General features: G+C 57.6%; 13 protein-coding genes. 8 read left to right on the top strand and 5 right to left on the bottom strand.

Annotated elements, in window-relative coordinates; translation table 11 throughout:
- Positions 1–524: 524 nt before the first annotated feature.
- Positions 525–1,724 carry a tyrosine--tRNA ligase gene (gene tyrS / locus KGB28_RS13280; protein WP_223445717.1) on the bottom strand — a complete coding sequence of 400 codons (1,200 nt, stop codon included), beginning with the start codon at positions 1,722–1,724 and terminating at the stop codon, positions 525–527.
- 213 nt (positions 1,725–1,937) lie between these two features.
- Here tyrS and KGB28_RS13275 point away from each other — a divergent pair, with 213 nt between their 5' ends.
- Together KGB28_RS13275 and KGB28_RS13270 are read left to right on the top strand one after the other, a co-directional pair.
- Complete coding sequence (locus KGB28_RS13275; RefSeq protein WP_223445716.1) at positions 1,938–3,374, top strand: peptidoglycan DD-metalloendopeptidase family protein; 1,437 nt, start codon at positions 1,938–1,940, stop codon at positions 3,372–3,374.
- A gap of 3 nt (positions 3,375–3,377) precedes the next feature.
- Positions 3,378–4,469, top strand: coding sequence for an anhydro-N-acetylmuramic acid kinase (locus KGB28_RS13270; protein WP_223445714.1), 1,092 nt, complete (start codon positions 3,378–3,380; stop codon positions 4,467–4,469).
- 68 nt (positions 4,470–4,537) lie between these two features.
- On the opposite strand, the gene erpA is transcribed toward KGB28_RS13270, so the two are convergent.
- Positions 4,538–4,888 carry an iron-sulfur cluster insertion protein ErpA gene (gene erpA / locus KGB28_RS13265; protein ID WP_007906865.1) on the bottom strand — a complete coding sequence of 117 codons (351 nt, stop codon included), beginning with the start codon at positions 4,886–4,888 and terminating at the stop codon, positions 4,538–4,540.
- A gap of 166 nt (positions 4,889–5,054) precedes the next feature.
- A complete protein-coding gene (gene argC, locus KGB28_RS13260; protein WP_007980174.1) occupies positions 5,055–6,089 on the bottom strand; it encodes an N-acetyl-gamma-glutamyl-phosphate reductase in 1,035 nt (344 codons plus the stop codon).
- 135 nt (positions 6,090–6,224) lie between these two features.
- Between argC and hemJ the strand changes: the two genes are divergently transcribed.
- The 6 genes from hemJ to coq7 all read left to right on the top strand — a co-directional run bounded on the left by hemJ (position 6,225) and on the right by coq7 (position 10,780).
- Positions 6,225–6,653, top strand: a complete 429-nt coding sequence (gene hemJ, locus KGB28_RS13255; protein WP_020798784.1) for a protoporphyrinogen oxidase HemJ — start codon at positions 6,225–6,227, stop codon at positions 6,651–6,653.
- 33 nt (positions 6,654–6,686) lie between these two features.
- Positions 6,687–7,655, top strand: coding sequence for an NAD(P)H-dependent flavin oxidoreductase (locus tag KGB28_RS13250; RefSeq protein ID WP_223445711.1), 969 nt, complete (start codon positions 6,687–6,689; stop codon positions 7,653–7,655).
- A gap of 93 nt (positions 7,656–7,748) precedes the next feature.
- Complete coding sequence (locus KGB28_RS13245; RefSeq protein ID WP_223445710.1) at positions 7,749–8,714, top strand: DUF805 domain-containing protein; 966 nt, start codon at positions 7,749–7,751, stop codon at positions 8,712–8,714.
- A gap of 61 nt (positions 8,715–8,775) precedes the next feature.
- The gene (locus KGB28_RS13240) at positions 8,776–9,564 is read left to right on the top strand and encodes an SDR family NAD(P)-dependent oxidoreductase (protein ID WP_223445708.1); all 789 of its coding nucleotides are present in this window, start codon (positions 8,776–8,778) and stop codon (positions 9,562–9,564) included.
- Positions 9,565–9,644: 80 nt separating this feature from the next.
- The gene (locus KGB28_RS13235) at positions 9,645–9,983 is read left to right on the top strand and encodes a histidine triad nucleotide-binding protein (RefSeq protein WP_007986008.1); all 339 of its coding nucleotides are present in this window, start codon (positions 9,645–9,647) and stop codon (positions 9,981–9,983) included.
- 149 nt (positions 9,984–10,132) lie between these two features.
- Entirely contained in the window at positions 10,133–10,780 is a 648-nt protein-coding gene (gene coq7, locus KGB28_RS13230) for a 2-polyprenyl-3-methyl-6-methoxy-1,4-benzoquinone monooxygenase (protein WP_008051652.1), read from the top strand.
- 132 nt (positions 10,781–10,912) lie between these two features.
- On the opposite strand, the gene speD is transcribed toward coq7, so the two are convergent.
- Both speD and KGB28_RS13220 read right to left on the bottom strand, forming a co-directional pair.
- A complete protein-coding gene (gene speD, locus KGB28_RS13225; protein WP_007986012.1) occupies positions 10,913–11,704 on the bottom strand; it encodes an adenosylmethionine decarboxylase in 792 nt (263 codons plus the stop codon).
- Positions 11,705–11,943: 239 nt separating this feature from the next.
- Positions 11,944–12,366 (bottom strand): OsmC family protein, encoded by a 423-nt coding sequence (locus tag KGB28_RS13220; RefSeq protein ID WP_007941657.1) that lies wholly within the window; start codon positions 12,364–12,366, stop codon positions 11,944–11,946.
- Positions 12,367–12,596 lie beyond the last annotated feature (230 nt).

The raw sequence follows: 12,596 nt of genomic DNA, 5'->3' as shown, positions 1-12,596 counted from the left end.
AATCTGAGCCATGATCAAACTCTTCAGTTCAAACATCTTTGGGTTTTGAGAAAACCCTAAACTTGGCTCAGCAATCGTTGGTTACATCTTTGATTTCTCGCGGAGTAACTTGTGATGCTGATAATCTGTTGACTAGCAGTCTGACCCCACAAGCACCCACACGAATTGCTTGATTCAGTTGTTAAAGAGCGGTTGGTTAAGATCTTTCGTCTCAACCGAGGCGCGTATTCTACAGCAGCCTCATTTGCTGTCAAGTGATTATTTTCAGAAGTTTTCAAAGTTTCCTTTGTAACTTCAACCACTTGCGCTTCAGATCTCTCATCAGCGGGAGGCGAATTCTACAGCGTTACACGCTGCTGTCAACACCTCTTTTTCAACTCCCTTTCGGCTTCGATGAACTGAAGCAACTTGCTGTCGAAAACTGCGTAACTCATTGTTTACCAAGGAGTTTTCCGTTTCGACTGCGCCGGAAGTGGGGCGAATTATAGGCTTCTAAAATTCGCCGTCAACCCCCTATTTCAGCTTTATTCGGATTTGAGCGTAATACGCGCAAATGCCTTCTTCCCGGCCTGGCAAACATGGGTCGCGCCCAGTGCATATATAAAGGTGCGATCGACAACCTCACCATCTATACGCACACCACCGGAACCCAGGAGATCTCGAGCCACCGCCGAGTTCTTGACCAACCCTGCTTTATTAAGGACAGCAGCAATCGGCATATCCTCGGCAGCAGTCAATTCGATTTCCGGCAGATCATCCGGCAGCTCGCCATCCTTCATACGGTTACCGGCGGCACGGTGAGCATTGGCAGCAGCCTCCTCACCATGGAAGCGCGCCACAATTTCTTCAGCCAGCTTGATCTTGATATCGCGCGGATTGGCACCCGCCTCTACATCAGCGCGGAACGCATTGATCTCATCCATGGAGCGGAAGCTGAGCAACTCGAAGTAACGCCACATCAGCACATCCGGAATGGAAACCAGCTTGCTGTACATCACACCCGGCGCCTCCTGGATACCGACGTAGTTGCCCAAGGACTTGGACATCTTCTTCACGCCATCCAGGCCTTCAAGCAGCGGCATGGTCAAAATGCACTGGGCTTCCTGACCATAACCACGCTGCAACTCACGCCCCATCAGCAAGTTGAACTTCTGATCGGTGCCGCCGAGCTCCACGTCTGCGCGCAGCGCTACAGAGTCATAACCCTGAACCAGCGGATAAAGGAACTCATGAATGGCGATTGGCTGATTGGATGTATAGCGCTTGTCGAAGTCATCGCGCTCGAGCATGCGAGCCACGGTGTACTGCGAAGTCAGGCGAATGAAGTCGGCCGGCCCCATCTGATCCATCCAGGTGGAGTTGAATGCCACTTCGGTTTTTGCCGGATCCAGAATCTTGAACACCTGAGCCTTGTAGGTCTCGGCATTCTCGAGAACTTGCTCGCGAGTGAGCGGCGGGCGCGTGGCACTCTTGCCACTCGGATCGCCGATCATCCCGGTGAAGTCACCTATAAGAAAGATCACCTGATGCCCCAGCTCCTGGAACTGGCGCAGCTTATTAATAAGCACGGTGTGACCCAAGTGCAGATCCGGAGCCGTTGGATCGAAGCCCGCCTTAATACGCAGCGGCTGGCCACGCTTGAGCTTTTCAATCAGCTCGGACTCGACCAACAGTTCTTCCGCACCACGTTTGATCAGCGCTAGCTGCTCTTCAACCGACTTCATAACAGACCCGCAAGGCTCAGATTCAAAGGGAACCAACCATACAAGATCGCGCGTCAAATACAAGGTTTGCCCGGCGCACGGACGCCAATCCACGAACAGAGCGTCCGCAGACTTGCTTCAGAGATGATTTGGTTATATTTTATACAGTTATTTCATCTTCATCATGTCATTCATCTTTTCCAATTCATCTTTTTCAAAGTCAAAACACTACTTATGACCAAAGAATCGTCTAAAGCGCCTCCGCTTTACCCGAAGACCCACCTGCTCGCAGCGAGTGGCATCGCCGCCCTTCTGAGCCTGGCGCTTCTGGTATTCCCTTCCAGTGATGTTGAAGCCAAAAAGACGACCCTAAGTCTTGAACTGGAAAGCCCCGCTGAACAACTGACACAAGATCAAGACGCCGCCGAAGCCGTCGAAGCCACAAATGAGGCAGCACCTTCTCCCTTTGCGCAGATTGAAAACACCTCAGAAGAGCCACAGGAAACCGCTGAAGCCGCGCCTGCGCCCGCCCCCGCAGTAGCAGTGGTCGCTGAAGAAAAGAAGCCGGATAGCCACAGGGAAGTGACCGTTGCCAAAGGCGACACGCTCTCTACGCTCTTCGAGAAAGTTGGTCTACCTGCCACTTCAGTGACTGACATTCTGGCCAGCGATAAACAAGCCAAACAGTTCACCCAGCTCAAGCGCGGGCAGAAACTTGAGTTCGAACTGGGTCCGGATGGCCAACTGACCAGCCTGCATAGCAAAGTCAGCGACCTGGAAACCATCACCCTGTCCAAGAACGACAAGGGTTACACATTCAACCGCATTACGGCTAAACCGACTGTGCGCTCAGCCTACGTGCATGGCGTGATCAACAGTTCATTATCTCAGTCCGCCGCTCGCGCCGGCCTGTCCCACAGCCTGACCATGGACATGGCAAGCGTGTTTGGCTACGACGTCGATTTCGCCCAGGATATTCGCCAGGGTGACGAATTTGACGTGATCTACGAGCAGAAAGTGGTGAATGGCAAGGCTGTCGGCAATGGTCCGATCCTGTCCGCACGCTTCACCAACCGCGGCAAGACTTACACTGCCGTGCGTTACACCAACAAACAAGGCAACAGCAGCTACTACACCGCTGACGGCAACAGCATGCGCAAGGCGTTCATCCGCACACCGGTGGACTTCGCCCGCATCAGCTCGAAATTTTCCATGGGCCGCAAACACCCGATCCTGAACAAGATCCGCGCCCACAAAGGCGTCGACTACGCAGCACCGCGCGGCACGCCGATCAAGGCAGCCGGTGATGGCAAGGTCTTGCTGGCCGGTCGCCGTGGTGGCTACGGCAATACCGTGGTCCTCCAGCACGGCAATACCTACACCACGCTCTACGGCCACATGCAAGGCTTCGCCAAAGGCGTGAAGACTGGCGGCACGGTGAAACAGGGCCAGGTGATTGGCTATATCGGCACCACCGGTCTCTCCACCGGCCCGCACTTGCACTACGAATTCCAGGTCAATGGCGTGCACGTCGATCCGCTGGGCCAGAAAGTAGCGATGGCCGATCCGATCTCCAAAGGTGAACGCGCACGCTTCCTCGCGCAGAGCCAACCGCTGATGGCGCGCATGGATCAGGAAAAATCCACCCAGCTAGCTTCGGCCAAGCGCTAAGCCATGGCGCTCTATATAGGCGTGATGTCCGGGACCAGCCTTGATGGCCTGGATATCGCGCTGATCGAGCAAGCCCCGGCGATCAAGCTGATCGCCACCCATTACATCCCGATGCCCGACTCACTGCGCGCCGAGCTGCTTGGCTTGTGCGCCAGTGGGCCGGACGAGATTGCCCGCTCCGCCATCGCCCAGCAGAACTGGGTAAAACTGGCCGCGCAGGGCATTAATACCCTCCTGACCCAACAGCAGCTCAAGCCTGAAAGCATTCGTGCGATTGGCAGTCATGGCCAGACCATCCGCCACGAACCGGCACGCGGTTTCACAGTGCAGATTGGCAACCCGGCCCTTCTGACGGAGCTGACCGGCATCACCGTGGTCAGCGATTTCCGCAGCCGCGATGTCGCTGCCGGCGGACAAGGCGCACCGCTGGTTCCCGCCTTTCACGAAGCCCTGTTTGAAGAGCGGGCTGGTCATCGCGCAGTGCTGAACGTTGGCGGCTTCAGCAACCTCAGCCTTATCGAGCCCGGCAAGCCGGTCGCCGGTTTCGACTGTGGCCCGGGTAATGTGCTGCTGGACGCCTGGATTTACCAGCAACGCGGCGACCACTTTGACCGTGACGGCCAATGGGCTGCCAGCGGCAACGTAGAACCGGTGCTGTTGAATGCACTGCTCAGTGATCCGTTCTTTGTGACCAAAGGCCCGAAGAGTACCGGCCGGGAAGTGTTCAACCTGCCATGGCTGACACGGCATCTGGCACAACTGCCAGCCTTCGCCGCCGAAGATGTTCAGGCGACGCTGCTTGAGCTGACCGCGCTGACCATCATCGAATCACTGCAAAGCGCCCAAGCAGACACGCAGGAACTGCTGGTCTGCGGCGGCGGCGCCCACAACACTGCCTTGATGAATCGCCTGGCCAGCCTGCTGCCAAACGCCAGCGTCAGCAGCACCGCCACTTACGGCGTGGACCCCGACTGGGTCGAAGCCATGGCCTTCGCGTGGCTGGCTCATTGCTGCCTCGAAGGCATCGCAGCCAACCGTCCGAGCGTTACCGGTGCCCGTGGCTTGCGCGTACTGGGCGCCATCTACCCCGCATAAATCCTCCACACAGCAAAACGCCGCAAGGCCCTGAGGCCGTGCGGCGTTATGTGAAACCGGTGCGCTGATCAGATCGAGAACGAAGAACCGCAGCCACAGGTGGTGGTCGCATTCGGGTTCTTGATGACAAAACGCGAACCTTCCAGACCTTCCTGGTAGTCCACCTCGGCACCTGCCAGGTACTGGAAGCTCATCGGATCGACAACCAGACTCACACCTTCGCGCTCGACGATGGTGTCGTCATCGGCCACTTCTTCATCGAAGGTGAAGCCGTACTGAAAACCTGAACAACCGCCGCCCGTAACGAATACGCGCAGCTTCAAGCGATCATTCCCCTCTTCATCGACCAGGCTCTTCACCTTGTGCGCGGCACCGTGGGTGAATTGCAAAGCCGTGGGGGTGAAGGATTCGACGCTCATGCTGACTATCTCCCGGCGTTACGCCGTCATATTGCGTGATGACGCGCATTATCCGCTTCTCCTAGAAAAGCGGTCAACTATTGTTATGGTATATCAACCAATCCAGTCGCCAGCCCGGAATGCAAAAAGGCCCGTCAGACGGGCCTTTTGCTGTACGCGATAACGCTTACGGCAGCATGCCGGCGTGGGACAGGCCCAGACGTTCATCCAGCCCGAACAGAATGTTCATGTTCTGCACGGCCTGACCCGAAGCGCCTTTGACCAGGTTGTCGATCACCGACAGCACAACCACCAGATCGCCATCCTGTGGGCGATGCACCGCGATACGGCAGACGTTGGCACCCCGTACGCTACGAGTCTCCGGATGGCTGCCGGCCGGCATCACATCGACGAACGGTTCGTTGGCGTAACGCTTTTCAAACAATGCCTGCAGGTCCACCGAGCGATCAACAACGGTTGCGTAGAGCGTGGAGTGAATGCCACGAATCATCGGTGTCAGGTGCGGAACGAAGGTCAGGCCGACGTCCTTGCCTGCTGCGCGACGCAGCCCCTGGCGAATCTCCGGCAGGTGACGGTGACCTTTGACCGCATAGGCCTTCATGCTTTCCGACGTCTCGGAGTACAACGAGCCTACGGAAGCACCACGACCGGCACCGCTGACGCCGGACTTGCAGTCAGCGATCAGATGCGCGGCATCGGCCAGGCCGGCTTCGAGCAATGGCAGGAAGCCCAATTGCGTTGCAGTTGGGTAACAGCCCGGCACGGCAATCAGACGTGCTTTCTTGATCTGTTCGCGATTGACTTCCGGCAAGCCATAGACCGCCTCGTCCAGCAACTCCGGTGCACCGTGCGGCTGGCCGTACCACTTGGCCCATTCATCCGCGTCTTGCAGACGGAAGTCGGCCGACAGGTCGATGACCTTGGTCCCGGCCGCCAGCAGTTCGCCCGCCAAGGCATGGGCAACACCGTGCGGTGTGGCGAAGAACACCACATCGCAGGCACCCAGGGTCTTGATGTCCGGAACGCTGAACGCCAGGCCGTCGTAATGGCCTCGCAGGTTCGGGTACATGTCGGCCACGGCAAGGCCAGCCTCGGATCGGGAAGTGATGACAACCACCTCAGCTTGCGGATGTTGCGCCAACAGACGCAGCAGTTCGACACCGGTGTAACCCGTGCCGCCGACGATACCGACCTTGACCATAAACCTGCCCTCAACGAACCCACTGGAAAGCCGTCGATAATAGGGGCCGCGCGCCCCTGCGACAACCGTCAAGGTGACGTGCGGACGCTCAAGCCTCTACTATTCCCAGTACCGTGAATTGGGGAATAACTAAAAATGCTCTATCTGTGGCTAAAAGCTTTTCACATCATCAGCGTCGTTTGCTGGTTTGCCGGCCTGTTCTACCTGCCACGACTGTTCGTTTATCACGCACAAAGTGAAGACACGATCAGCAAGGAACGCTTCAGCATCATGGAGCGCAAGCTGTACCGGGGCATCATGGGCCCGGCGATGATCGCCACGCTGATCTTCGGTGGCTGGCTCATCTACCTCAATCCAGGCATCTTCAGCCAGGGTGGCTGGATACACGCCAAACTGACCCTGGTCGTGTTGCTGATCGGCTACCACCACATGTGCGGCGCCCAGGTAAAACGTTTTGCCCGTGGCGAGAACACCCGCAGCCATGTCTTTTATCGCTGGTTCAATGAAGTGCCGGTTCTGATATTGCTGGCTATCGTAATTCTGGTCGTCGTTCGGCCGTTCTAAATCCAAGAGACACAACTCACCGGGGTACTTCCAATGTCGCTGCCCGCTCTGCTCGAAGAACGTTTGCGCCTACCCGTGGTGGCGGCGCCGATGTTCCTGATTTCCAATCCGCAATTGGTACTCGCCTGCTGTCGCCAGGGCGTGGTCGGCAGCTTCCCGGCGCTGAACCAGCGCGAAAGCAGCGGCTTCAAGGCCTGGCTGGAGGAAATCGAAGCCGGGCTGGCGACACTGGAAAAACCCGCGCCTTATGCCGTGAACCTGATCGTCCATAACAGCAATCCTCGTTTACAGGCGGATCTTGAGATCTGCGTCGAACACAAAGTGCCGATCGTGATCACCAGCCTCGGTGCCGTGAAAGAACTGGTCGACGCGGTGCACAGTTACGGCGGCCTGGTGTTCCATGATGTGACGACTCGTCGTCATGCCGAGAAAGCGGCCGAAGCCGGCGTGGATGGCTTGATCGCCGTGGCTGCCGGCGCCGGTGGACACGCCGGGACCTGGAGTCCGTTCTCGCTGATTGCCGAAATCCGTCAGTTCTTCGACAAGACCCTGTTGCTGGCCGGCTGCTTGAACCACGGCCACGAAATTCTTGCCGCTCAATTGCTCGGCGCGGATTTGGCCTACTTTGGTACACGATTTATCGGCACGACCGAAAGTCACGCGCCTGACGCCTACAAAGAAATGCTGCTGACATCCAAAGCGGCAGACATCATCCATACTCCAGTCGTGTCAGGTGTCCCCGCGAGCTTCATGCGCCAGAGCCTGGAGGCCGCCGGTTTCGACATGGCCGCCTTGCAAGGCAAGGGCGAGATCAACTTCGGCTCCAAGCTCAAACCCGTGAGCGATGAGGCCAAAGCCTGGAAAACCGTTTGGTCTGCCGGCCAGGGCGTGGGAGAAATCGAGGACTTGCCGAGTGTCGAGCAGTTGATTGCACGTCTCGACGCGGAGTACCGCAAGGCCCTGGAGCAGGCTGCCCAGTTGACCAAGCGCTGGCCGAGCTGACAGCAAACCTTGGCCAGTCTTGCTCGGCTGGCCTTACACTCGCTTGGGCACAACATTCTTCTTTCAACCTCTCGCGACAAGGATGCTTCGCACATGGGCGAAAATCATTTCAAAATCGTATTCGAGGGCGCCTTGCTACCCGGTGTCGACATCACCACGGCAAAGCTCAATCTCGCCGATTTGTTCAAAAGCGATGTCACGGCCATTGAGCGCTTGTTCACCGGGCGTCCGGTAGCACTCAAACGCAACCTGTCGCAAGTCGATGCCCAGACCTATCTCCAGGCGCTGAGCAAAACCGGTATCGACGCCCGCATCGAAGCCGAAACGCCGATCGAACTGAACCTCGCCGACGTTCATGACCATGCTCCGGCCAGCAGCCAGGCGTCTTTTGCAGATCCGCAGTCCCCTTACGCGCCGCCTCGCGCGCCCGTCGGCGAAGCCGTGGCGGAATTCGCCACGCTCAAGCCCTTCAGTTTCGATGGCCGTATCGGCCGCTTGCGTTACCTCGCCTGGACGCTGGTGCTGTCAATTGTGCTCCTGGCCGTTTGCGGGGTGTTTGCATTGGCCGCTCTGACCGTCATCGGCGCGGATTCGTCCGCCGGCCTGATATTGGGCAGCTTGCTGGCCTTGATCCTGTTCGTCGGATTTGTCTTCGTCAGCATCCAGATCACTGTTCAACGCTTGCACGATATCGGCTGGTCCGGCTGGCTGTGGCTGCTGAACCTGGTGCCGTTCGTTGGCAGTTTCTTTCCGTTCGTGATCATGGTCGTACCGGGCAACGACACCGCCAACCGCTACGGCCCGCCGCCTCCGCCGAACAGTACCGCAGTCAAGGTATTGTCTTCGCTGTGGCTGATCGTTATCGCGCTGGTTCTGTTCGGCTCGCTGGCCGGTGGTCTCACGGCGATACGGGAAGAATACAAAAGCGCCGCCCAGAGCAGCTACGAAAGCAGTTCGGTCACCACCGATGAAGTCGACGTCGAGGTCGAACCGGTGCCAAATTCCACCGACGATACAGCCGAAGAGGCCCGGCCCCCTGTAGACTCTGCGAAAGAATGAACAGCGCTCCTGGCCCGTGACACCTGCGTCGCGGCGCGGAGCTGTTGCGATGGAGAACTGCATGACCCGTTACGCTCTGATCACTGGCGCCTCCAGCGGCATCGGCCTGGCAATGGCCGAAGCGCTGGCCCGCCGCGGCCGCAGCCTGATTCTGGTGGCCCGACAACGTGATCAGCTGGAAAGTATTGCGATTGAACTGACCCAAAGGTTCGGCGTGGAAGTGTTGTTCCGTGCCTGTGACCTGGGTGAACCGCTGCGCCTGTCCGGATTCCTGCTGGAGCTGGAAGAAGGCGACCGGCAGATCGATCTGCTGGTCAATTGCGCCGGTATCGGTACATGCGGCCCGTTTCTGGCCCAGGACTGGATGACCGAGCAAGACCTGATCGAAGTGAACATCCTCGCCCTCACCCGCCTGTGCCATGCCATCGGCAACAGCATGGCCCTGCAAGGCGGCGGGCAGATTCTGAATGTGGCCTCGGTGGCGGCGTTTCAGCCCGGGCCGTGGATGAGCACCTATTACGCCAGCAAGGCGTATGTGCTGCACTTTTCCGAAGGATTGCGCGTCGAGCTGAAAAAATGTGCGATCAAGGTTTCGGTGCTCTGCCCCGGGCCGACCCGCACGGCGTTTTTCCGTACAGCACAACTCGACAGCGACAAACTGGCCAACAGCAAACTGCTGATGAGCCCCGAGGAAGTGGCGCTCTACACCGTGCGCGCACTGGAAAAGAATAAAGCGATCATTATTCCCGGGCGGCGCAACCGCTGGTTCACCTTCCTGCCGCGGCTCGGCTCGCGCTGGCTGACTCGCACAATCGCCGGCATGATCAACAAGGCTTACTGCCCGCGCTGATCCAATTCAAGGTAAAAAGCTGGGCGCTGGCATACGCCATGAGTACACTCAGGCCAGCCCAAATAACGGAGAAAACAGCTGTGGATACTCTGTTCACCAAGATCATCAACCGGGAAATCCCGGCGAAGATCATTTACGAGGACGACCAGGTACTGGCCTTCCACGACATTGCCCCACAGGCACCGGTACATTTCCTGGTGGTCCCGAAGAAACCGGTTCGCACCTTGAACGACCTGACCGAGGACGACAAGGCATTGGCCGGGCACATCCTGTTCACCGCCCAGCGCCTGGCACTGGAACTGGGCTGCGAAAAAGGTTTCCGCGTCGTCATGAACTGCAATGAAGAAGGCGGACAAACCGTCTACCACATTCATATGCACGTGCTGGGTCAGCGCCAGATGCACTGGCCACCGGGCTGATTACTGCCTCCCCCTGTGGGAGCGGCGTACTGCCGCTTCCACAAAAAGCATCACAACACTGTCACAGCCTCTGCATCACAATGACCCAGCGCAAACCTTCCCCGGCCGTTTGGGTTAAACTGGCCGCCGAAATCCCCCCGGAGGTCAGCATGACTACCCAACGTCACTACTCGCCAATTGACCGCCTTCTGCTGCAAGCCGATGCCGCGATGCGCACCCTGCTGCCCTTCAGCGGCCAGCCGTACCGTCCGTCGCCAGCCATCGTGCAGCCGGATGCGAAAATGAGCGACGAAGACACACGCCACGTTGCCGGTCTGATGCGCATCAACCATACCGGCGAAGTCTGCGCCCAGGCGCTGTACCAGGGACAGGCGCTGACCGCCAAGCTGCCGCAAGTGCGCGCTGCGATGGAGCATGCCGCCGAAGAAGAAATCGATCACCTGGTCTGGTGCGAACAACGCATTCACCAACTGGGCAGCCACACCAGCATCCTCAATCCGCTGTTCTATGGCATGTCGTTCGGGATTGGCGCAGTGGCCGGCCTGATCAGCGACAAAGTCAGCCTGGGGTTCGTTGCGGCGACGGAAGACCAGGTGTGCAAGCACCTGAACGAACATCTGGAGCAATTGCCGGCCGAGGATGAAAAGTCCCGGGCGATTCTTGAGCAGATGCGCATCGATGAAGAACAGCATGCCGAAAGTGCGCTGGATGCTGGCGGGTTCCGCTTTCCGGCACCAGTGAAGTTCGGGATGAGTCTGATGGCCAAGGTGATGACCAAGAGTACCTATCGAATCTAATTTCTCTGCTGCCTGATTGGGCCTCTTCGCGGGCAAGTCGGATCGCCGCACCGCCACTCCTACAAGGGTTCGGTGATAACAATAAAAAAGGCGACTGCCGTGAGGGAGTCGCCTTTTTTGTGTTCGAGAATCTTACGCCATATTGCGCGCGTAGAAGATTTCGAGCATTTCGTGTTTCACCCGCTCGGTCACCTGGGCACGTTGCTCAGAGGACAGGTTGCTGGTGGCGTCGCCGAACAGGTAGTTATCCAGTTCGAAGTTCTTCAGCAGCATCTTGGTGTGGAACAGGTTTTCCTGGTACACGTTCACGTCGGTCATCTGGTACGCGTCGTAAGTGTCGTCGGAGAGGTAGTTCTGGATCGAATTGATCTCGTGGTCGATGAAGTGCTTTTTGCCCTCAACGTCACGGGTGAAGCCGCGCACACGGTAGTCCACGGTCACGATGTCCGAATCGAACTGGTGAATCAGGAAGTTGAGCGCTTTAAGCGGTGAAATGACGCCGCAAGTCGACACGTCGATATCCACACGGAAGGTTGCAATACCGCTGACCGGATGGATTTCCGGGTAGGTGTGCACCGTGATGTGGCTCTTGTCGAGGTGGGCCAGAATAATTTCGGGCAGCGGGCCCGGGGACTCTTCGATCTGACTATCGGTCGGGGTTACCGGCTCTTCCGAGATCAGGATCGTGACGCTGGCGCCCTGCGGCTCATAGTCCTGACTGGCAATGTTCAGGATGTTGGCACCAATGATATCGACAACTTCCGTGAGGATCTGCGTCAGGCGTTTCGCGTTGTACTCTTTATTGATGTACTCGACGTAAGCCTGCTGGTCTTGCGGGGTTTCCGCGTAGCAGATGTCATAGATGTTGAAGCTCAAGGTCTTTGTCAGGTTATTGAACCCGTGGAGCTTGAGTTTGCTTTTCACCGTTAAAAACTCTCTATGTGTTTGCGGCCCGGCCGCGTGATCAAGCATGCCCGTCAAATGCGAACAACGCACCTGCGTAGGACGGTTAACACCTCTTCGCGATGGCGATTTTGGTTGTCTGTTCGGGTGCGAGGCCTGTCGGCTGACGGGCCACTACCCTGAAAAAAGTGGCGCATTATGCAGACGTCAGCTTGTGTTCGCCAGAGTCTGCACAGACTTTATGATAGTTGAATGTCGATTCAACCGAGCTCGATGATTTCGTAGTCGTGGGTGATTGCCACGCCGGCCGCACCGAGCATGATCGAAGCCGAGCAATACTTCTCGGCAGACAGCTCGATGGCGCGTTTGACCTGGGCTTCTTTCAGCCCGCGGCCCTTGACCACGAAGTGCATGTGGATCTTGGTGAACACCTTTGGATCTTCGGTCGCACGCTCGGCTTCGAGGAAGGCTTCACAGCTTTCGACCGCCTGGCGGGACTTCTTGAGGATGCTGACCACATCGAAATTGCTGCAACCGCCGACACCCAGCAGCAGCATTTCCATCGGCCGGACACCCAGGTTACGTCCGCCGGCATCGGGCGGACCGTCCATGACCACGACATGACCGCTACCGGATTCGCCGAGGAACATGGCTTCGCCAGCCCATTGGATGCGTGCCTTCATCGCCAAGACTCCACTGTATAAAAAAGGGTCGCCAGCTTAGCACAGGCCCCGTGATTGACGGCGCCCGGCGTCCTGGGACATATCCCACCGCCTTGTAGGTAAATGCTCGAATATTTCAGGAAGTGTCTGTTAAGCTGACGCCAAATCAATGGCGCATGGCCAGCTTTACCTCAGCGTTCACTATTCATAAAAAAACCAAACACACCGTGCAGTCTTTTCGGGATACAACC

The sequence above is a fragment of the Pseudomonas sp. BF-R-19 genome, assembly GCF_019956445.1.
In the GTDB taxonomy this organism is placed as follows: Bacteria; Pseudomonadota; Gammaproteobacteria; order Pseudomonadales; family Pseudomonadaceae; genus Aquipseudomonas; species Aquipseudomonas fluorescens_BH.
The sequence above is the reverse complement of the archived record's forward strand: the minus strand, read 5'-3'. Positions and strand labels throughout refer to the sequence as shown.